13 protein-coding genes are annotated in these 21,474 nt (G+C 62.9%); 9 read left to right on the forward strand and 4 right to left on the reverse strand.

Going from position 1 to position 21,474, the window contains the following annotated elements:
* Positions 1-30: 30 nt before the first annotated feature.
* On the reverse strand, positions 31-1,605 hold the full coding sequence (locus FB481_RS17310) for an iron ABC transporter permease (protein WP_147177162.1): 1,575 nt from the start codon (positions 1,603-1,605) through the stop codon (positions 31-33).
* 2 nt (positions 1,606-1,607) lie between these two features.
* Positions 1,608-2,624: an extracellular solute-binding protein gene (locus FB481_RS17315; RefSeq protein WP_093502579.1), complete on the reverse strand. Its 1,017-nt coding sequence runs from the start codon at positions 2,622-2,624 to the stop codon at positions 1,608-1,610.
* Positions 2,625-2,853: 229 nt separating this feature from the next.
* On the opposite strand from FB481_RS17315, the gene FB481_RS17320 reads away from it, so the two are divergent.
* The 9 genes from FB481_RS17320 (at position 2,854) to FB481_RS17360 (ending at position 17,795) form a co-directional block, all read left to right on the forward strand.
* Positions 2,854-3,450 carry an NAD(P)H-dependent oxidoreductase gene (locus FB481_RS17320; RefSeq protein ID WP_147177163.1) on the forward strand — a complete coding sequence of 199 codons (597 nt, stop codon included), beginning with the start codon at positions 2,854-2,856 and terminating at the stop codon, positions 3,448-3,450.
* Positions 3,451-3,467: 17 nt separating this feature from the next.
* Positions 3,468-4,067, forward strand: coding sequence for a TetR/AcrR family transcriptional regulator (locus FB481_RS17325; RefSeq protein ID WP_093502575.1), 600 nt, complete (start codon positions 3,468-3,470; stop codon positions 4,065-4,067).
* Between the two features lie 94 nt (positions 4,068-4,161).
* Entirely contained in the window at positions 4,162-4,533 is a 372-nt protein-coding gene (locus FB481_RS17330) for a PH domain-containing protein (RefSeq protein WP_147177164.1), read from the forward strand.
* 512 nt (positions 4,534-5,045) lie between these two features.
* On the forward strand, positions 5,046-6,992 hold the full coding sequence (locus FB481_RS17335) for a bifunctional diguanylate cyclase/phosphodiesterase (protein ID WP_093502571.1): 1,947 nt from the start codon (positions 5,046-5,048) through the stop codon (positions 6,990-6,992).
* Positions 6,993-7,238: 246 nt separating this feature from the next.
* Complete coding sequence (locus FB481_RS17340) at positions 7,239-7,526, forward strand: hypothetical protein (RefSeq protein ID WP_027910093.1); 288 nt, start codon at positions 7,239-7,241, stop codon at positions 7,524-7,526.
* A 384-nt stretch (positions 7,527-7,910) separates the two neighbouring features.
* The gene (locus tag FB481_RS17345; RefSeq protein ID WP_372239576.1) at positions 7,911-16,535 is read left to right on the forward strand and encodes a GH36-type glycosyl hydrolase domain-containing protein; all 8,625 of its coding nucleotides are present in this window, start codon (positions 7,911-7,913) and stop codon (positions 16,533-16,535) included.
* Positions 16,536-16,551: 16 nt separating this feature from the next.
* A complete protein-coding gene (locus FB481_RS17350) occupies positions 16,552-16,767 on the forward strand; it encodes a CsbD family protein (protein WP_027910094.1) in 216 nt (71 codons plus the stop codon).
* 25 nt (positions 16,768-16,792) lie between these two features.
* A complete protein-coding gene (locus FB481_RS17355) occupies positions 16,793-17,056 on the forward strand; it encodes a hypothetical protein (RefSeq protein ID WP_147177166.1) in 264 nt (87 codons plus the stop codon).
* 16 nt (positions 17,057-17,072) lie between these two features.
* Positions 17,073-17,795 carry a Crp/Fnr family transcriptional regulator gene (locus FB481_RS17360; RefSeq protein ID WP_027910096.1) on the forward strand — a complete coding sequence of 241 codons (723 nt, stop codon included), beginning with the start codon at positions 17,073-17,075 and terminating at the stop codon, positions 17,793-17,795.
* A 214-nt stretch (positions 17,796-18,009) separates the two neighbouring features.
* Here the strand turns inward: FB481_RS17360 and guaA are convergent, their stop codons facing one another.
* Together guaA and guaB are read right to left on the reverse strand one after the other, a co-directional pair.
* Complete coding sequence (gene guaA, locus FB481_RS17365; protein ID WP_147177167.1) at positions 18,010-19,587, reverse strand: glutamine-hydrolyzing GMP synthase; 1,578 nt, start codon at positions 19,585-19,587, stop codon at positions 18,010-18,012.
* A gap of 211 nt (positions 19,588-19,798) precedes the next feature.
* Positions 19,799-21,268 (reverse strand): IMP dehydrogenase, encoded by a 1,470-nt coding sequence (guaB, locus tag FB481_RS17370; protein ID WP_093502559.1) that lies wholly within the window; start codon positions 21,266-21,268, stop codon positions 19,799-19,801.
* Between the last annotated feature and the right edge of the window lie 206 nt (positions 21,269-21,474).

Consider the following 21,474-nt stretch of genomic DNA (forward strand, 5'->3'; position numbering starts at 1 on the left):
CGATACCGCGACATCACTTCCTACCCGCATTCAAGAGCGGCGATAAGCCCGCGTCGTCAACAAATACACCGGCAACCCCGACACCAGCACGATCAACGCGGCATAAGGCGCGGCACCGGCGTACTCCAGATTACCGGTGTGCGACCAGACCTTGGTGGCCAGGGTTTCCAGGCCGGTGGGGCCGAGAATCAGCGTGGCGGTCAGCTCTTTCATGCAGTCGAGAAACACCAGCACGAAGCCGGCGCCAATGGCCGGTGAGATGATCGGCAGGGTCACTCGCAGAAAGGTCGCGAGCGGCGTGTGCCCCAGGGTGCGCGCCGCCTCTTCGAGCTGCGGCGAGGCCTTTTCCAGGGCGACCCGGATCGGCCCCTGGGCCATGGGCATGAACAGCAATGCATAGGCCACCAGCAACAGGATGCTGGTCTGGTACAACGCCGGCACGTAGCCGAGGGCGAAGAACACCAGCGACAGGGCGATCACCAAACCCGGCAAGGCGTGCAACAGATACGGCAGGCGATCGGCCAGGGTCGCCATGCGCCCGTAATAGCGCACCACCACCAGGCACACCGGCAGCGCCAGCAGGCAACTGAACAAGGCGCCGCCGAAGGAATAGCGCAGCGACGACCACAGCGTTGCGACGACCTCCGCGACCGGGAAGCTGGCCGAGCTGCCTTCGACGATCCAGAAACCCAGCATCACCAGCGGCACACCGCAGCCAACCACCACCAGCACCAGCAGCAGCGCTTGCGCCAGGATGCCCCAGCGCCCCAGGCGCAGCCGGGCGGCGCTGCGCGCCACACCCTGGCCGGTCCGCGCGTAGCCGCGCCCGCGCAGGCGGAATTCACCCCACAGCAGCAGCATGCACAGCCCCAGCAGCAAGGCCGATAACATGGCCGCGTTGCTGCCGCTGAACTCCAGCTCGAACTGTTGATAGATGGCGGTGGTGAAGGTCTGGTAACGCATGATCGACGGCGCGCCGAACTCCACCAGCATGTGCACCGCCACCAGCAGGCTGGTAGCCATCAGCACCGGACGCAACAGCGGCAGGGTGACACGCCAGAACACCTCGCGGCGGCTACAGCCGAGCATGCGCGCCGACTCCTCCATGGCCGGGTCCAGGTTGCGCAGCACCGCCACCACCGGCAGATAGATCAGCGGATATTTGGACAGGATCATCACCAGCACGGTGCCACCCAGGCCCTCGAACAGCGGGCTGATCGACACCCAGGTAAAACCGCTGACGAACGAGGGTATGGCGAACGGCAAGCACAGCAGCACGTTCCATTGGCGGCGCCAGCGCAGGTCGCTGCGCTCCACCAGCCAGGCCAGCGCCAGGCCAATCACCGCGCAGCCGAGGGTCACCAGCACCATCAACTTCAGGGTGTTGGCCAACAAGCCGAACACGAACGGCCGCCACAACAGCGCGAAGGCTTCGTGCGGGCCAACCTGCGCGGCGCGCACCACCACGAAGAACAGCGGCAGCGCCGCGACCAGCAATAGCGCCAGCACCGGCAACTGCAGCCAGATCGGCGGCGCCTTGCGACGCCGGCTGCTGATGGTCGGTGCCGGCAGCGGCAGCTCCGGGTTGACCGCCTGGGGCTGCATGATCAGTTCATACCCACTTCGCGTTGCAGCTCCAGGGCATCCTCAGCCAGGCCGATCTGCGCGGCGGTGATGGCCGGCGGCTTGAGCTGGTCATAGGGCTTGAGCAGCGGGTCGGCCGGCACCTTGGGGTTGACCGGGTATTCGGCGGACTGGGTGAGCACGGCCTTCTGGCCCTCCTCGCTGATCATGAAGGCGAGGAACTGTTGCGCCTCCTTCGGGTGCTTGCTGGCCTTGACCACGGCAGCCCCGGAAACGCTCGACAGGCCACCGGCATCGCCGTCGGCGAAGTAATGCAGCTTGGATTTCAGCTCGCCCTTCTCTTTCTTCAGCGCCGTCCAGTAATAGCTGTTGACCAGCGCCGCGCCGACCTCACCGTTCTCCACGGCCTTCATGGCGATCACGTTGTTGGTGTAGGTGGAGCCGAAGGCCTTGAGACCGGTCAGCCATTCTTCGGCGGCTTCGCGGCCGTTGAGGCGGATGACCGCGGCGGTCTGGCCGAGGAACTCGCCACTGCTCGGCACGAAGGCGATCTTGCCGGCCCACTCCGGGCTGGCCACTTCCAGCACGCTCTTGGGCAGCTCGGCTTCGGTGACCAGATCCGGGTTGTAGGCCAGCACACGCACGCGCGAAGTGATACCGATCCAGTTGCCGTTGTCATCGGAAAACTTGGCGTCGATCTGCTTGAGGGTGCTGTCATCGACCTTGGCCAGCAGGCCCTGGCTGCCGAGTTTGATCAACGGCGGCGCTTCTTCGGTGTAAACGATGTCGGCCGGTGAGCGGTCGCCTTCTTCGGCGATCTGATTGGCCAGCTGGCCACCGCCGCCCTTGCGGATCAGCACCTTGATGCCGGTCTTCTTCTCGAACGCCGCCGCCACGGCTTTGCCGGTGGCCTCGTGCTGGCCGTTGTACAGCGTCAGGGTTACCGCCTCGTCAGCCTGCACACCGGTGGCGAACAGCAGGGAAGACAACACACCCGCGGCGATCGCGCGTGCCAGACCCGTTACTCGATGAGCAGACATTGACCCTTTCCTCACAAAATCCACGCGCAGCTCGCAAAGCCGCGCGGGTGGCCCAACGGGGCCCGCCAGGCGATGGCGGACACAAAAAGTTACGGGTGATTATACGTGCCAACTGCGGCTGATTCTCAAGTAATGTTTGCTCGCAGCTGAACCGCTGATCCTGTGCCCGCTCGACAACCTACCAAAAGTAAGTTACCAATAGTAGGTAAACCTACTGGAGGTAACGCCGATGCACGCCCTGATCGTTTTCACCCACCCGGATCCGCACTCGCTCACTCACGCCATCGCCACCCAGCTCGCCAATGGTGTACGCCATTCCGCGCCCACCCACTCGGTGGAGCTGGCCGACCTGGCCGCCGAAGGCTTCGACCCGACTTACAGCCAAGCGGATGTCGCCCTGTTCCAGAAACGCGGCCCGGTGCCGGCAGATGTCGCCGCCGAGCAGGCCCGCCTCGAACGGGCCGACGCCCTGGTGCTGGTCTATCCGATCTACTGGTGGTCCTTCCCGGCTCAGCTCAAGGGTTGGATCGACCGGGTATTCACCAATGGCTGGGCCTACGAGGAAGCCGAGAACGGCAAGGTGGTGAAGAAGCTGCAGCGCCTGCCCGTCCACCTGGTGGCCATCGGCGGTGCGGACGCCGGCACCTTCACGCGCCATGCTTACGCAGAAGCGATGAAGACGCAGATCGAACACGGCATCTTCGATTACTGCGGCGCCCCGGTCGCGTCGTCGCACTTCCTGATGGCCTCGGCCCCCGGCTTCCCCGAGGCACATCTGCAGACGGCGCAGGCGATAGGCCGTAAGCTGTTCGCCGAGCCGTTCTGAACCACCCCGGAGTATCGATGAGCCCGCAGCCCAACCAATCGCCACGTCGACGCCTGCCACGGGAGGAGCGCACGCGTCAGTTGCTCGAGGTGGCGTGGCAGCTGATCGGTAACGAGGGCACCGACGCCCTGACGTTGGGCCGACTGGCCGAGGCCGCAGGTGTCACCAAGCCAGTGGTCTACGACCATTTCGGCACGCGTAATGGGCTGCTGGCCGCGCTCTATCAGGATTATGACGAGCGTCAAACGCGGATCTTCGATGCTGCCATCGAAGCCGCAGCCCCGACCCTGGCGGACAAGAGCCGCGTCATCGCCTCGAGCTATGTGCACTGCGTACTCACCCAGGGCCGCGAGATCTCCGATGTGGTGGCCGCCCTCACCGGCTCGCCGGAATTAGCCGCGGTGAAGAAGCAGTACCAGCATGCGCTGATCGAAAAGTGCGCAGCTATCCTGGCGCCCTTCTGCGACGCAGGCGGTCTTTCAGTCGCCAGCCTGTGGGCCATGCTCGGCGCCGCCGACTCGCTCAGCGACGCTGCCGTGGCCGGCGACATCAGCGCAGAACAGGCAGAGGGTGAGCTGCAGGCGATCATTCTGGGGATGGTCGAGCGAAGCCATTAAGCCCAGCGCGTTCGGCCGCTATGCCGCTTGCCAAATCTTCGCCGTAGCGGTCTTCTAGCCAGGCTAGCCACCGCCGTCATGGAGAGTTCCACGGATGATCGATTTCAATAACAAAGGCTTTTTCAAACTCAAGCAGAACGACGAATACGCCCAACGCGTCAGCGCCCTGTTACTTGAAAATGAACAGGTCATCGATTCCTACAAATCCATGCGCGACGGCGTGGTGTTCACCAACAAGCGCATCATCGCCGTGAACGTGCAAGGTCTTACCGGCAGCAAGAAGGACTTCACCTCCCTGCCCTACAAGAACATCGTCGCCTATTCGATCGAGACTTCCGGCACCTTCGACCTGGACTCGGAGCTGGAAATCTATTTTTCGGCACTCGGCAAAGTGAAATTCGAATTCACCGGCAAAACGGCGATAGTGGAAATTTCAAAACTAATTTCCGCACATGTTTTCGGCTGACGCTCCGGATAACAACTGACAAATGAAAAGGCGGGATGCATTGTGAATGCGGTCTTGCCTGACGACGTGATATCGGACCAGAAAAGCGCGCAGGTAGCGCAAAAACGCCCAGACGAGAAGTGCATCCACTTAATAGCTGCGGTGCGAAGACGGGTGTTTTTTTTGGGGTGACCTGCCTGCCCCCTCGATCATATGGCGTCATGAGCCGCGCCACCGCATACCCGCAACACGCCGCGCAGTAACTCGGTGCCCAGGTAGGCGTAGCCACCAACGTTATCGGTCAACTCGGCCTCCCTTCCAGCTCAAGGCTACGTGGTCGGCACCTGCCTCGCTGATCGCTATTGCGACCAGCGGACGGAACGAAATCAAAGTGCCACTACTCATAAGATTGCAGTAATCCGAGTACCGGCCGATACAACCCCACGAAAGCAGTGTTTGGCCCTGCGTTGTAACGACTGGAAAGGACAATCCGTTCGGTTATTTAACTGGTTGTATTTTCAGAGCATCGCCCGATGAAGAAAACACTGCTCGCAATAAGAGCATTGATGTCCGTGCCCAAGGACAACCCCGGCCTGGTCAAGGCGCAATACATTGCGCTGGCCCGCCAATTGCCGATGATGTATTTCATCCTGCTGGTCAACACCCTGATGCTGGCCGGCACTCACTATGCAGTCGCGCCACGCTGGCTGGTGGTCTACTGCCCACTGCTCATGACGCTGTTCGGCGTGGTTCGTGCGGTGGAGTGGATACGCACGCGCAAGCTGGAGCGTAGCCCGGAGCACATGCTGACGGCGCTCAAACGCACCAACATACTCGCTCCCTTCGTGGCCGTGGCATTCACCGCCTGGTCGCTGGCACTGTTTCCCTACGGTGACGGCTATACCCAGGCCCATGTCGCCTTCTATATGGCGATCACCGTCATCGGCTGCATCTTCTGCATGATGCACCTGCTGCCAGCCGCCCTGGCCATCACCGCCGTGGTGAACACCGCATTCGTGGTGTTCTTTGCCTCCACCAACATCATCACCTTCGTGGCTACGGCGATCGACGTGCTGCTGGTGTCCATCGCCATGCTGATCATCCTCAAGGCCCAGTACGCCGACTTCACCCGGCTGGTGAACATGCAGGCACATACGGCCAAACTCAGCGAGGAAAATCTGCACCTGGCCAATCAGGACAGCCTGACCGGGCTGGCCAACCGCCGGCAGTTCTTTTCTCGCTTAGACACGCAGCTGTCACATGCCAGTGAACAGCAGACTCGCCTCGCCGTGGGGCTGATCGACCTGGACGGCTTCAAGCCGGTCAACGACCTGTATGGCCATAGCGTGGGCGACAGGCTGCTCTATCAAGTTGGCCAGCGCCTGGCCGGGCTACTCGACGACGGTGTGCACCTGGCCCGCCTGGGCGGCGACGAGTTTGCCCTGATCATCACGCGAGTCATGAGCGACGACCAGCTGCAGGCCTTTGGCGAGAAAATCTGCGCCAGCCTGCGCGAGCCGTTCCTGCTGGTAGATATCCCGATTCAGATCAGTGGGTCACTGGGCATCGCGACCTTCCCGGACCAGGCGTCCAGCGCCATGCAAGTGTATGAATATGCCGACTATGCCCTGTATCAGAGCAAGCGCCATCGCCCGGGCACGGTCTGCCTGTTCAGCGCCGACCATCGCCAGCAGCTAAATCGCGAAGGGCTGACCGAGCAGGCCCTGCGCAGGGCCGATCTGGATCGCGAGTTTTATGTGGTGTTCCAGCCCATCGTGGATATCCAGACCGGGCAAACCGTCGCCTTCGAGGCACTGGCACGCTGGCAAAGCCCGGAGCTAGGAAGCGTGCCGCCCTGTGAGTTCATCCCGATTGCCGAGCGTGCTGGCCTGGTCAATCGCCTCACGCTGCCCTTGCTGCGCAAAGCGCTGGCGGCCGCGGCGAACTGGCCCGCGGGCATGCGCCTGTCCTTCAACCTGTCCGCCCACGACTGTGGCTCGGAGGACGCCGCTCAGCAGATCGTCGAGCTGATCAGGGGCAGCCGCTTCCCCGCTGCCTGTCTCGATCTGGAAATCACCGAAACCGCGGCCATCCAGGACCTGCCGCAAACCCAGCGGACCATCAGCCGGTTGCGCGAACTGGATTGCGGCATCTCTCTGGACGACTTCGGCACCGGCTATTCCAGCCTGAGCCACATCCACGCGCTGTCGCTGACCAAGCTCAAGGTGGATCGAACCTTCGTCACCGACATCCATCTCGACCCGGCCAGTTTCAAAATCGTCAAATCGCTGGTTGCCCTGAGCCAGGACATGCAGCTGGAATGCATCGTCGAAGGCGTGGAAACCACCGACGAACTCGACGCCCTGAAAACCCTCGGCTGCGCCTGGGCTCAGGGCTACCTGTTCGCCAAACCCATGCCGGCCTGCGAAATCGGTGCCTGGCTTGAAGGCGAAAAACTGGCCAAGGCACAGGCGGTTTGACCCGAGGCCAAGGCACGGCGCTACTTGCGCGCCTACCCCGGCAACACTGCCTGATTCAGCTGTGCACCTTGGTTCATGCAATCCCGGCCGCCCCCATAACTATCGTGCCATAGCAGTACTCAGTAGGCCGCTAAGCCTGCCGCGGCACGATCCGCCCAGCGGTCATCTTTGAACATGAACCTCGTACCCTGGCCCCCGTTCGGATGAAGTAGGCCAACTCTTTGGCCTACCTAGAGGTACACCGTCATGAAAGTCATGAATCTGAAAGATGGGACGCCCCACTACCAGGGCAACCCAGGCTATGTCGCGCCCCAAGCATCTGCAGCCGTAAATCCCACACAGGGCTCGGTGAGCGTGATTAGACGGCCCCTGGCCCAGCAGCCAGGCAGAGAGCACGGCAATGAGCACGACGATGACCTGGATCCGGGCACCGGCACCGAAAGCGAGCCCGCCTCGCTACCAGACGAAGCACCGCCCGTGGAACCCGAGGATTTCGATGGCAACAAGGCCGGAATGGATACCAGGCAGACGTAGATTCGAGCCGACAACGGCACCTCCAGCACCATCGCACGCCCGGCTCCGATAGCGGGCGTTGCCTTATGGCTCGGCTACACGCTTAACAGCCCGGCACCCAGGTCGCTTGTGGATCCGCACAACCCGCTACGCCGCTGCCTGGGCAGGCGCAGGTTAAACCCGGTGCCCTGCAGCTGGAGACACCGATACAAGCACGAGTAAGTAGAGGGTGGCTGAGGCAACCACAGTGGCAGATCTGATGCTATGTGCGCCAGCAGACAGACGCTCTCCTGCAAGGATTTCACACTCGTTGTGGCCACACTCCTATTTCGGGCGCCCGCTGCACTTGCTTGATTGTTATCGCTGCAGCGTTGCCCGCACCCCAGGTTGCACCCCAAGGAAAACATGGATAGGCAATGGCTTAGAGCAATCCAACGGTTATGGCAGCCCACACCACGCACCTTCGAGTACGAGCCGGCCCTGCGCGCGGAACTGTTCAGTGCAGAACAGATGGCTACCCACGGTGCCCATCTGGCCCAACAGCATCACCTTAGCCCCGCCCCCACCTCCGACGCCCTTCTTCACCGTCTATCCGAAAACGCTGCGGTACTGGCCAGCAGTTGCCAGGCGATGAGCGTGGCAGCGCTCTCCAACCAGCGGGCGACACCTGCTGCGGAATGGTTGCTGGACAACTTCTATCTAGTCGAAGAGCAGATTCGTACGGCGCAGAAACATCTGCCCAAAGGCTACTGCCGCGAGCTACCTGGCCTGGATGATGGGCCTTCACGGACCTTGCCACGGGTTTACGACATTGCCCTGGAAACCATCGCCCATGGCGATGGCCGGGTCGATAGCGACAGTCTGAGCCGTTTCGTAGCGGCCTACCAAGTGATCACACCGCTGACGCTGGGCGAGCTATGGGGCATTCCCATCATGCTGCGTTTGGCACTGATCGAGAACCTGCGGCGGGTCGCGTCCCGGGTGATGGCCAGCTGGAGCGACCGCAGCCTGGCCAACGACTGGGCAGACCGGCTGGTTTCAACCGCTGAGCTCGACGCCAAGGATGTGGTGCTGCTGGTTGCCGACCTGGCGCGCTCTGCGCCACCGATGACCAGTGCTTTCGTGGCCGAGTTGGCGCGGCGCCTGCAAGGCCAAAGCACAGCACTGATACTGCCGATGACCTGGGTCGAGCAGGCTCTGGCCGAATCCGGGCAGAGCGTCGAGCGGTTGATTCACCTCGACGCTCAGCTGCAAGCGACAGAGCAAGTGTCGATCAGCAACAGCATCAACAGCCTGCGCCTGCTCTCTTCGCTGGACTGGCGCGAGTTCGTCGAACTCATGAGCGGCGTCGAGCACGCCCTTGGCGAAGACCCGTCTGCGGTCTATCCCAGCATGGATTTCGCCACCCGCGACCATTACCGCCACGTCGTCGAGCGTCTGGCGCGCTGTTGCCGATACTCGCAGGTCGAGATCGCCCGGGCGGCCGTCGCCCTGTGCCATAAGGCAGCGGATGAAGACCCGCTGAAGCGCCACGTTGGCTTCTACCTGTTGGGCCCCGGGCTGGTCGATCTGGAGCAACAACTGGGCGCGCGGCGATCCCCAGCCGAGCGCTGCCGGCGCGTGCTGCGCAAGTCGCCGCTGGCGTTTTTCATGACGCCAGTGGTGGCGCTCAGCGTTCTGCTGGCCTGGCCCTTCTACAGCATGCTGCGCGCCGACGGCTGGGGCCCATGGGCATTGCTGCTACTCAGCGTGCCGACGCTGGTGATGACCAGCCACCTGGCCATCGCGTTGGTCAACCGTCTGGTCACCCTCAGCCTGCCAGCAGACATCCTGCCGCGCCTCGATTACAGCGCCGGCATTCCCCCCCAAGCGCGTACGCTGGTGGTAGTGCCGACGCTGATCGGCAGCGCTCAGGATGTTGAAGAGCTGGTGGACGGCCTGGAGATACGGTTTCTCGCCAACCGTGATGCCAACCTGCATTTCGCCCTGCTCACCGATTTCATGGATGCCCAGAGCGAGGTGCTAGACGGCGATGCGCCCCTGCTGCAACAAGCCAGCCTGGCGGTCGCAGCGCTCAACCTGAAATACCCCGAAACGGCTGCGTCGCGCTTCTTCCTGCTGCATCGGCCACGACGCTGGAACGCCACCGAGCAACGCTGGATGGGCCATGAGCGCAAACGTGGCAAGATCGCCGAGCTCAATGCCCTGTTGCGAGGTCATGGCCACGAGCGGTTTTCCCTGATCGTCGGCGATATCGACGCGCTGCCGAGGATCGAATACGTCATCGCGCTGGACACTGACACCCAGCTGCCACGCGATGTGGCTCGGCAGCTCCTCGGCGCCATCTGCCACCCGCTCAACCAGGCACGCTTCGACCCGCAGCACAATCGCATTGTCAGTGGGTATGCCATCCTGCAACCGCGGGTGGGCATCAGCCTGCCGAGCATCGCCCGCTCCACTTACGCGCAACTGTTTGGCAGCGATGCGGGGGTGGACCCTTACACCCGTTCTGTATCCGACGTGTACCAGGATCTGTTCGGCAACGGCTCATTCATCGGCAAGGGTATCTACGCCGTGGACGCTTTCGAGCAGGCGCTGCAGGGCTGCTTTCCCGACAACTGCATTCTCAGTCACGACCTGATCGAGGGCTGTTACGCCCGCTCTGGGCTGATCAGCGACGTACAGCTGTACGAGGAACACCCGGCGCGCTACAGCGCCAATGCCAAGCGCCGGCATCGCTGGATTCGCGGAGACTGGCAGCTGTTGCCCTGGCTGATGCCCTGGACACCGAAATCCGGCGGCGGCCTGGAGCGCAACCGTCTGACCGATCTGGCCTGCTGGAAGATCGTCGATAACCTGCGCCGCAGCCTGGAGCCGGCGGCCTTTCTGTACATGCTGCTGTGGGGCTGGTTCGCCACCACCCAGCCACTGCTGTGGAGCCTGGGTGTGTTCCTGCTGATCATCGCTCAGCCACTGATCAGTACCCTGTTGGCGTTGCTGCACAAAGCCCACGACATCAACCTCGGTCAGCACCTGAAGGTCACCCTTCGCGATGCGGCCCAGGACTTCACTCGTGCGTTGCTGACTTTGGCGTGGCTGCCCTTCGAAGCCTTCAGCAGCCTGGATGCGATCGCTCGTACCCTGTGGCGCATGACGATCAGCCAGCGCCGCCTGCTGCAATGGAACCCTTCGCGAGAAGTGGAGCGCAGCAGTCGCAACGACCTGCCGGGCTTGTACCGGCTGATGTGGGTCGCGCCGCTGCTGGCGGTCGCCGCCGCCGTACTGCTGTCTGGTCAGCCCGTGGTGCTGGCCATCGCCATGCCCTTCCTGCTGGCCTGGCTGCTGGCGCCTGCCATCGCCTTCTGGCTGAGCAGGACGGCGGTCTATGTCGCCTATGCACCATCGCTCGAGGATCAGCAGTTTCTACGTCGCCTGGCGCGCAGGACCTGGGCCTTCTTCGACGATCATGTGGGCCCTGCGGACAACTGGCTGCCACCGGACAACATTCAGGAGCGGCCAACGGCGGTGACCGCCCACCGAACATCGCCGACCAACATGGGCATGGCGTTGCTGTCGCACCTGGCCGCTCACGACTTCGCCTATCTCAGTGGCGGCCGCCTGCTCGCGCGGCTGGATAACGCCCTGACCAGCATGTCGCGGCTGGAGCGCCATCGCCGCCACTTCTACAACTGGTACGACACCCAGACGCTGCAACCGCTGCCGCCACGCTACGTTTCCACCGTAGACAGCGGCAACCTGGCCGGCCTGCTACTGACGTTGCGGCCAGGCCTGTACGAGTTGCCGAACGCAGCATTGCTCAGCGCGAACTGGCGCCGAGGCGTGGCCGACAGCCTTGGCGTGCTGCATGAAGCACTGCTGGCCGGCGGCCTGGACGAGCACTTGCTCGATGAAGCCTTCAGCGAACTTGCCCCGGCACCGGCTCTCGAAGCCGAGAGCCTGTCTGATATCAGCGCCGTCCTGCAGCGCCTGATCGCTCTGGCCCAGGGGCTGCGATCCACTCTGTCAGCGGCTGTCGAGGCCGATTACTGGCGCCAGGCACTGCTCGCCCATTGCCAGGATCTGCATGACGAACTGGCTTGCCTGACCCTGCCCGGCGACCCTCCAGCCTCGGGCAGCTGGCATGAGCTGGCGCAGCTCGATGCAGCGCAATGGCCGACTGCCGAGCAGGCCCAGGTACGCGCTGTGATCGCCCACGCCAGCGAACGCATCGCCACGGCGCTGCGCCTGGCGGATCTGGCGGCCGAGCTGGCGGACATGGACTTCACCTTCCTGTACGACGCGCAACGCGAACTGCTGGCCATTGGTTACAACGTCGATGACCAGCGTCTCGACAGCGCCTACTACGACCTACTGGCCTCGGAAGCGCGGCTGACCAATTACGCGGTCATCGCCCAAGGGCAGCTGCCTCAGGACAGCTGGTTCACCCTGGGCCGTTTGTTGACCAGCAATGGCGGGGTTCCCGTGCTGTTGTCCTGGACCGGCTCGATGTTCGAGTACCTGATGCCGATGTTGGTCATGCCCAGCTATGCCGACACCCTGCTCGACCAGACCTGTCGCGCCGCGGTCGCGCGGCAGATCGAATACGGCCAGCAACTGGGCCTGCCGTGGGGCGTATCCGAGTCCGGCTACAGCACCCTGGACGCACAACTGAACTATCAGTACCGAGCCTTCGGCGTGCCCGGCCTGGGTCTCAAACGCGGGCTTGGCGAAGACGTGGTGATGGCGCCTTATGCTTCGGTATTGGCCCTGATGGTCGCCCCCGAGGCGGCCTGCAAGAATCTCCAGCGCCTGGCCGACATGGGCATGGCAGGCCGATACGGTCTGTACGAAGCCATCGACTTCACCAGCGCCCGACTGCCACCGGGGCAGAGCGCGACCGTTATTCAGTCCTTCATGGCCCACCATCAGGGCATGAGCCTGCTGTCGCTGACCCATGTGCTGCAGGGTCGCCCTATGCAACGCCGCTTCGAGGCCGATCCGCAATTCCAGGCCACCGCCCTGCTGCTGCAGGAGCGGGTGCCGAAAAGCGCCGCGCAGTACCTGCACACCGCCAATGCGTCGCTGGAAGGCAAGGTCGCCCGGGTCAACGAGAACAAGCTGCGGGTCTACACCGATCCGGGGCGCCGGCATCCGGCCGTGCAACTGCTTTCCAACGGCCGTTACCACGTGATGATCAGCAATGCCGGCGGTGGCTACAGCCGGTGCGACGATATGGCGGTCACCCGTTGGCACGAGGACATTACCTGCGACAACACCGGTACCTTCTGCTACCTGCGTGACGTCGACAGCGGTGATTTCTGGTCCTCGGCGCACCAGCCGACCTTGCGTGCGACACAAAGCTTCGAAGCGATCTTCACCGACGCCCGAGCCGAATTTCGCGTGCGAGAACGGGACTTCGATGCCCACACCGAGATCGTCGTTTCCCCTGAGGACGACATCGAACTGCGGCGCCTGCATATCAGCAACCGAGGTGCGCAGCGTCGCACCCTGGAACTCACCAGCTACGCAGAGGTGGTCCTGGCTCCGGCCCTCAACGACGCCCTGCATCCTGCCTTCAGCAAACTGTTCGTACAGAGTGAATTGCTCACTCCATTGCAGGCGATCCTGTGCAGCCGGCGGCCCCGTTCCAGCGAAGAGAAGGTGCCGTGGCTCTGCCATCTGCTGGCGGCGCATGAGGTGGACATCACGGCGATCTCCTATGAAACCGACCGGGCCCGCTTTATCGGTCGCGGGCGCAACCTGACACACCCTGCGGCGATGGACACCGAGACGCTGTCCGGCACGGCCGGGGCGGTACTCGACCCCATCGTGGCGATCCGCTGTCGGATCACCCTGGATCCAGGCCAGACCGCCACCATCGACCTGGTAACAGGCGTCAGTGACAGCCGTGACGGTTGCCTGCAGCTGATCAACAAGTACCGTGATCGGCACCTGGCCGACCGTGTCTTCGACCTGGCCTGGACCCACAGCCAGGTGCTGCTGCGCCAACTCAACACCTCCCATGCCGATGCCCGCCTGTTCGAGCAGATGGCTGCGTCGATCATCTATACCAACCCTTCGCTGCGCGCTGCTCCAAGCGTTCTGGCGGCCAACCAGCGCAACCAGAGCGGCCTGTGGGGCCAGGCGATTTCCGGCGACCGGCCCATCGTGCTGCTGCAGATTTCCGCGACCGCGCATATCGACCTGGTGCGCCAACTGGTACAGGCCCACGCCTATTGGCGGCACAAGGGCATGATCGTCGACCTGGTGATCTGGAACGAAGACCAGGCCGGTTACCGCCAGGATCTGCAGGACGTGATCATGGGCCTGGTCGCCTCGGGCAGCGAGGCGCATTTGCTGGACAGGCCTGGCGGCATTTTTGTGCGCCCCGCCCAGCAACTTTCCAACGAAGACCGCGTGCTAATGCTGGCCGTAGCCCACCTGGTGCTCAGCGACGAGCGCGGCAGCCTTGCCGAGCAGGTTCATCGACGCCGGGCAGAACCCGCACTGCCCGCCTTCGATGCCAGCCTGCTGCCCAGGCCGGTACCGGCCGTAGCGGTTGCAGTGGCTGATTCGTCGCTGATTCTCAGCAACCCTCATGGTGGTTTCAGCGCCGACGGCAAGGAGTACGTCATCCACTGCCAATCCGGTCAGCCTACGCCTGCACCCTGGGTCAACGTGCTGGCCAACCCGAACTTCGGCAGCGTGATTTCAGAGAGTGGCAGCGCCTATACCTGGCATGAAAACGCCCACGAATTCCGCCTTACACCGTGGCGTAACGATCCGGTCAGCGACCCGGGTGACGAGGCCATCTACCTGCGCGACGAAGACAGCGGCCATTACTGGTCGCCAACGCTACTGCCACGCCCCGGTAAAGGCGCTTACGTCACGCGCCACGGTTTCGGCTACAGCGTCTTCGAACACGAGGAAGACGGGATTCGCAGCGAGCTGTGGGTCTACATATCGCTGCACGAGCCGGTCAAGTTCTCGCACCTGAAAATCCACAATGTCTCCGGCCGAGCACGGCGCCTGTCGGTCACCGGCTACGTGGCCTGGGTACTGGGTGATCTGCGGGAAAAATCGGCCATGCATGTGGTCAGCGAGGCTGATCCGAACAGTGGTGCACTGTTCGCGCGCAATGCCTACTCCATCGAATTCCCTGGCCGTGTGGCTTTCTTCGATGTCGATGCACCGCTGGCCAGCAGCACCGCCGGCCGCTGCGATTTCATCGGCCGTAACGGCAACCTGAGCGCTCCTGCAGCCATGGCGCAGCCGCACCTGTCAGGGCGCAGCGGGCCGGGGCTCGACCCGTGCGCTGCGTTGCGCGTCGATCTGCAGCTGGCTGCCGACGAGCAACGCAGCGTGACCTTCCGACTGGGGGCTGCGCAGGATGCCAGGACCGCCTCGCGTCTGGTGCAGCGCATGCGCGGCAGCAAAGTCGCCAAGGCCGAGCTGGAGCGCGTACGCGACCATTGGCAGGACACCTTGGGCAAGGTTCAGATCGAAACCCCGGAGCCGGCCGTGGATGTGCTGGTCAATGGCTGGCTGATGTATCAGGTAATCGCCTGCCGCTTCTGGGCTCGCAGCGGTTATTACCAGTCCGGCGGCGCCTTCGGCTTTCGTGATCAATTGCAGGACAGCATGGCCATGCTGCATGCCGATCCGGCTGCGGTTCGTCAGCACCTGCTGCTGTGCGCCGCCCACCAGTTCGTCGAGGGTGATGTGCAGCATTGGTGGCACCCGCCGCTGGATCGTGGTGTGCGTACCGGCTGCTCCGACGACTACCTGTGGCTGGCCCAGGCGACCAGCCGCTATGTGCAGGTCAGCGGCGATCACAGTGTGCTCGCGGAAACCGTGGGTTACCTGGAAGGCCGCTTGCTAAACAGCGGCGAGGAATCCTATTACGACCTGCCGAACCATTCTCCCCTGCGCGAAACCCTTTACCAGCATTGCGTCAGGGCCATCGAACACAGCCTGGCACGGGGCGCTCACGGCCTGCCGCTGATGGGCCATGCCGATTGGAATGACGGAATGAACCGCGTCGGCGAAGGGGGCAAAGGCGAAAGCGTGTGGCTGGGTTTCTTCGGCTACGACGTGCTGCGTCGCTTCGCCACCACCGCATTGCTCAACGGTGACGCCGAGTTCGCCAGGCGCTGCGACGAACAGGCCGATGCCTTGAGGCTGAGCCTCGACGCCCACGCCTGGGATGGCGACTGGTATCGCCGCGCCTATTTCGACGATGGCACGCCTTTGGGCTCGACGGGCAACGACGAGTGCCGCATCGACTCCATCGCCCAGAGCTGGTCGGTGCTTTCCGGCGCGGCTCCCGACGGGCGCCGACGCACTGCCATGGACTCACTGGAACGGCATCTGCTGCGCCGCGACATCGGCCTGGTACAGCTGCTTGCGCCACCGTTCGACCAAGGCGTGCTCGACCCCGGCTACATCAAGGGCTATGTGCCCGGCGTGCGCGAGAATGGCGGCCAGTACACCCACGCGGCGGTGTGGGCAAGCATGGCCTTCGCCGAACTGGGCGACAGCGCCCGGGCGTGGGAGCTGCTGCACCTGATCAACCCGGTCAGCCACGGCAACAGCGCCGTAACCATCGCCACTTACAAGGTCGAGCCCTATGTGGTGGCCGCCGATGTCTACGGCATGCCGCCGCATGAAGGCCGTGGCGGGTGGAGCTGGTACACCGGCTCGGCCGGTTGGATGTACCGGCTGATCGTCGAGTCACTGCTCGGTCTGCAGCGCAGCGGTACGCAGTTGCGCATGCAGCCGGTACTGCCGGCGGGCTGGCGCGGATTCAGCCTGCGCTACCGCTTTGGCTCCGCGACCTACCGAATCGTCCTGTTTTGTAAGGCGTCAGGCGATGCGACCGTGCACCTGGATGGCACACTGCTGCAGGGCGACAGCATTACCTTGATCGATGACGGCGTGGAGCATCGGGTGGAGATTCAATGGCCAGACCAGATCCTGGCACACGACGGGCGCTGGATGGACACTCACAGCAGGCCCCTAACGCGATAAGGCACGAGGAACGACCATGGACAGACCATTGAGCACGATCATCGAAGGGAAATGGAAGCGGTTGGTAGGGCCGGCGCATATCATCTGGCACGAACTCACGCGCAACGAACTGCTCAAGTCTGGCGGCGATCTGGACAAGCTCACCACGCTGGTCCACAGCCGCTGCGACATGACGCACGATGAAGCACGCAAGCAGGTCGTGAGTTTCTTCGAGCGGCACCGCACTACCTGACCGGCAACCTGCCCAGGAGATCGCCATGCTCGCTGCCTACTTCGTCGTCGCACAGAGTTCGGGCAACATCATCCGGGTCACTCGTCGCGACGTCCGCCCGGACGACTCGGCGACCATCACCCACGTTCACGCCTCACCAAACCAGCTCAAGTGTTATCAGCGCTTGTTCGACAGGGGCCAGGATCTGATCAGCATCGACAGCCTGCGGCAAGGCACCTGGACGACTATGTGCGGCAACGAACCGAGCCAGGCGTTTGCGAAGTGTATAGTGAAGGGTTCATTAGAATAAATTGCCAAGGGATTCCATGCCCGACGACTACATGCCGCAGCAGAACCACTTGTTGGCTGCTTTGCCTGGCGAAGTCCAGCAGAGGCTCTTTTCACACCTGGAGCACGTCTCCCTGCCGCTCGGGCAAGTGCTCTATGAGTCCGGGGAATCCGTGCGTCATGTGTATTTCCCCACCGATTCCATCGTCTCCCTGCTCAATGTCATGGAAAATGGTGCCTGCGGGGAAATTGCCGTGGTCGGTAACGAAGGGCTGGTGGGCATCTCGCTATTCATGGGCGGTGAGAGCACCCCAAGCCGTGCGGTGGTGCAAAGTGGTGGCTATGCCTATCGCCTGCCGGCACCGCGCCTGAAGGAAGAATTCAATCGCCATGGCGAGCTTCTGGTGCTGATGCTGCGCTACACCCAGGCCCTGATCACCCAGATGTCGCAGACCGCGGTGTGTAACCGCCATCATTCGATTGACCAGCAGCTATGCCGCTGGCTGTTGTTGTCACTCGATCGCCTGCCCGGTAACCAACTGACCATGACCCAGGAATTGATTGCCAACATGCTCGGCGTACGCCGCGAAGGCGTTACCGAAGCCGCCGGCAAACTGCAGCGCCAAGGCGTGATCGAATACAGCCGCGGCCACATCACGGTGCTCAACCGCAAGCAGCTCGAACAAATGAGCTGCGAATGCTATGCCGTGGTGAAAAAGGAAAACGACCGTTTGCTGTCCTATATGTCGCTACACAGCTGAGCCCTGATCCTCTGTATCCACAGGCTCTCTCTGCAATGCCTTCAAGGCACTGGCCAATCATCGCGATGGCTTGCCGTAGCTCACGCCCCCTACCACGCTTGGCGATGCAGCACGCTATCTGGACTTGCCAGCCCCCCCAAAAACCAAAAGCCCGCAATTACGCGGGCTTTTGGTTTTCCTGACCACTGACTACCGACTTACGCCGGACGCGGGATCACTCCCACTCGATAGTCGCTGGCGGCTTGCTCGACACGTCGTAGGTGACGCGGGAGATGCCGTCGATTTCGTTGATGATCCGGCCGCTGACGGTTTCCAGCAGCTCGTAGGGCAGGTGCGCCCAGCGGGCAGTCATGAAGTCCACGGTTTCCACCGCGCGCAGGGCGACGACCCAGGCGTAGCGACGGCCGTCACCGACCACGCCCACCGATTTGACCGGCTGGAATACCACGAAGGCTTGGCTGGTCTTGTGGTACCAGTCGGCTTTGCGCAGCTCTTCGATGAAGATGTGGTCGGCGCGGCGCAGGATGTCGGCGTACTCCTTCTTCACTTCGCCGAGGATGCGCACGCCCAGCCCCGGGCCCGGGAATGGGTGGCGGTAGACCATGTCGTAGGGCAGACCCAGTTCCAGGCCGATCTTGCGCACTTCGTCCTTGAACAGTTCACGCAGTGGCTCGACCAGCTTGAGGTTCATTTCCTCCGGCAGGCCGCCGACGTTGTGGTGTGACTTGATCACGTGGGCCTTGCCACTCTTGGCGCCAGCCGATTCGATCACGTCCGGGTAGATGGTGCCCTGGGCGAGGAACTTGATGTTCGGCAGCTTGCTGGCCTCGGCATCGAACACGTCGATGAAGGTGCGGCCGATGATCTTGCGCTTCTTCTCCGGGTCGGCTTCGCCGGCCAGGTTGTCGAGGAACTGCTTCTCGGCGTCGGCGCGGATCACCTTGACGCCCATGTTCTCCTTGAACATGGCCATCACCTGATCGCCTTCGTGTAGGCGCAGCAGGCCGTTGTCGACGAATACGCAGGTCAGCTGATCGCCGATGGCCTTGTGCAGCAGCGCGGCGACCACGGAGCTGTCGACACCGCCGGACAGGCCCAGCAGCACGTTGGCATCGCCGACCTGCTCACGCACCTGGGCGATGGCGTCTTCGACAATGTTGGACGGCGTCCACAGGGCTTCGCAGCCGCAGATCTCTTCCACGAAACGCGACAGGATGCGACCGCCCTGCTTGGTATGGGTCACTTCCGGGTGGAACTGCACGCCGTAGTAACCGCGGGCGTCGTCGAACATGCCGGCGATCGGGCAGCTCGGGGTGCTGGCCAGCACGTTGAACTGGCCCGGCAGTTGGGTGACCTTGTCGCCGTGGCTCATCCACACGTCCAGGCCCAGCACGCCGTCGGCATCGACATGGTCTTCGATGCCGTCGAGCAGTTTGCTCTTGCCGACCACATCGACGCGGGCATAACCGAATTCGCGCAGATCGGAACCTTCGACCTTGCCGCCCAGTTGCTCGGCCATGGTCTGCATGCCGTAGCAGATGCCCAGCAGCGGTACGCCGAGGTCGAACACGGCCTGGCGCGCGCGCGGGCTGTTGGCTTCGTGAACCGATTCCGGGCCGCCGGCGAGAATGATGCCGCGCGGGGCGAAGGCACGGATGTCCTCGTCGGACATGTCCCAGGGATGCAGTTCGCAGAACACGCCGATCTCGCGCACGCGGCGGGCGATCAGCTGGGTGTACTGGGAACCGAAGTCGAGGATCAGGATACGGTGAGCGTGAATGTCGAGGGCCATGACTCTGTTCTCGTCAGTGGAAGCAGAAACAACGCGGGGCTGTCGATACAGCCCCGTTCTTAATACAGTTCAAAAATCGATTTGCCGCGTCGCGAGCGATGAGCAGGCAAGGCGGAGAGAAGCGAGAAAGCGGAGTTTGCTGGAGCAAATGAGCATTTCGAGCTTCTCTCCAACGCAGCATGCTCAAGCGCAGCAGCGTCAAATCGATTTTTCAGCCTACGCGGTAGTTCGGGGCCTCTTTAGTGATCTGCACGTCGTGGACGTGGGATTCGGCCATGCCGGCACCAGTGATACGCACGAACTCGGGCTTGGTGCGCATCTCGTCGATGGTCGCGCAACCGGTGTAACCCATGGAGGCACGCAGGCCGCCCATCAGCTGATGAACGATGGAGCCCATGGCGCCTTTATAGGCCACACGGCCTTCGATGCCTTCCGGCACCAGCTTCTCGGCACCGGCCGAGGAATCCTGGAAGTAGCGATCCGAAGAACCCTGGGCCTGGGACATTGCGCCCAGCGAACCCATGCCACGGTAGGCCTTGTAGGAACGCCCCTGGAACAGTTCGATCTCGCCCGGCGCTTCTTCGGTGCCGGCCAGCATGGAGCCGATCATCACGGCGGAGGCGCCAGCAACGATGGCCTTGGACAGGTCACCAGAGAAACGGATGCCGCCGTCAGCAATCAGCGGGATACCGGTACCCTCCAGTGCGGCGGCGACATTGGCTACGGCGGAGATTTGTGGCACGCCAACACCGGCAACAATACGGGTGGTGCAGATCGAGCCTGGGCCAATGCCGACCTTGACCGCGTCAGCGCCAGCTTCGGCCAGGGCCAGAGCGGCAGCGCCGGTGGCGATGTTGCCGCCGATCACCTGGATCTCCGGGAAGTTCTGTTTGACCCAGCGCACGCGCTCGATCACGCCCTTGGAGTGGCCGTGGGCGGTATCAACGATGATCACGTCAACGCCGGCATTGGCCAGGGCGGCAACACGGTCACCGGTGTCGGCGCCGGTACCGACCGCTGCACCAACGCGCAGACGACCCTGGTCATCCTTGCTGGCCAGCGGGTAGGCCTTGGCCTTTTCGATGTCCTTGACGGTCATCATGCCCTTGAGGTTGAAGGCATCGTCGACGATCAGCACTTTCTCGATACGGTGCTTGTGCAGCACTTCGCGAACGGCGTCCTTGGCGGCGCCTTCCTTGACGGTGACGAGGCGCTCTTTGGGCGTCATCACTTCACGGACGGTGGCATCCAGACGGGTCTCGAAACGTACGTCGCGGGAGGTGACAATACCCACCAGGTCGCCGTTGCTCAGCACCGGCACGCCGGAGATGTTGTTCTGGCGGGTCAGCTCGAACAGATCACGCACGGTGGCGTCGGCCTCGATGGTGATCGGGTCCTTGACCACGCCGGATTCGAACTTCTTGACCTTGCGAACCTCGGCAGCCTGCTGGTCGATGGTCATGTTCTTGTGGATGATGCCGATGCCACCTTCCTGCGCCATGGCGATGGCCAGGCGGGCTTCGGTGACGGTATCCATGGCCGCGGAAAGCAGCGGGATATTCAGCTCGATGCCGCGGGTAAGGCGAGTCTTGAGGCTTACGTCCTTCGGCAGAACGTCGGAGAAACCGGGAATGAGAAGAACGTCGTCGAAGGTAAGGGCTTCTTGACTGATACGCAGCATGGCGGGGGCTCCCAGGCGGGAAAATTGGAAGCGCGCCATTATACCGAGTCAGCCCTTGTCACTCAATGTAAAGAATGATGATCGACCGTTCGGCGATTAACGGAAATGATTCTCGGCGAACGGGGAACCGAAGCCCATTCGTGCAGCCTGAATACTCTCAGGCTCAAGGAAGAGCTCCCCTTTACCCGGCGGCGTCCCAATCGATG

Source organism: Pseudomonas sp. AG1028 (assembly GCF_007993955.1).
Taxonomy (GTDB): domain Bacteria; phylum Pseudomonadota; class Gammaproteobacteria; order Pseudomonadales; family Pseudomonadaceae; genus Aquipseudomonas; species Aquipseudomonas straminea.

Coding starts and splice junctions, on each gene's coding strand:
- FB481_RS17310 (WP_147177162.1), bottom strand. CDS start 1,605: ATGCAGCCCCAGGCGGTCAACCCGGAGCTGCCGCTGCCGGCACCGACC.
- FB481_RS17315 (WP_093502579.1), bottom strand. CDS start 2,624: ATGTCTGCTCATCGAGTAACGGGTCTGGCACGCGCGATCGCCGCGGGT.
- FB481_RS17320 (WP_147177163.1), top strand. CDS start 2,854: ATGCACGCCCTGATCGTTTTCACCCACCCGGATCCGCACTCGCTCACT.
- FB481_RS17325 (WP_093502575.1), top strand. CDS start 3,468: ATGAGCCCGCAGCCCAACCAATCGCCACGTCGACGCCTGCCACGGGAG.
- FB481_RS17330 (WP_147177164.1), top strand. CDS start 4,162: ATGATCGATTTCAATAACAAAGGCTTTTTCAAACTCAAGCAGAACGAC.
- FB481_RS17335 (WP_093502571.1), top strand. CDS start 5,046: ATGAAGAAAACACTGCTCGCAATAAGAGCATTGATGTCCGTGCCCAAG.
- FB481_RS17340 (WP_027910093.1), top strand. CDS start 7,239: ATGAAAGTCATGAATCTGAAAGATGGGACGCCCCACTACCAGGGCAAC.
- FB481_RS17345 (WP_372239576.1), top strand. CDS start 7,911: ATGGATAGGCAATGGCTTAGAGCAATCCAACGGTTATGGCAGCCCACA.
- FB481_RS17350 (WP_027910094.1), top strand. CDS start 16,552: ATGGACAGACCATTGAGCACGATCATCGAAGGGAAATGGAAGCGGTTG.
- FB481_RS17355 (WP_147177166.1), top strand. CDS start 16,793: ATGCTCGCTGCCTACTTCGTCGTCGCACAGAGTTCGGGCAACATCATC.
- FB481_RS17360 (WP_027910096.1), top strand. CDS start 17,073: ATGCCCGACGACTACATGCCGCAGCAGAACCACTTGTTGGCTGCTTTG.
- guaA (WP_147177167.1), bottom strand. CDS start 19,587: ATGGCCCTCGACATTCACGCTCACCGTATCCTGATCCTCGACTTCGGT.
- guaB (WP_093502559.1), bottom strand. CDS start 21,268: ATGCTGCGTATCAGTCAAGAAGCCCTTACCTTCGACGACGTTCTTCTC.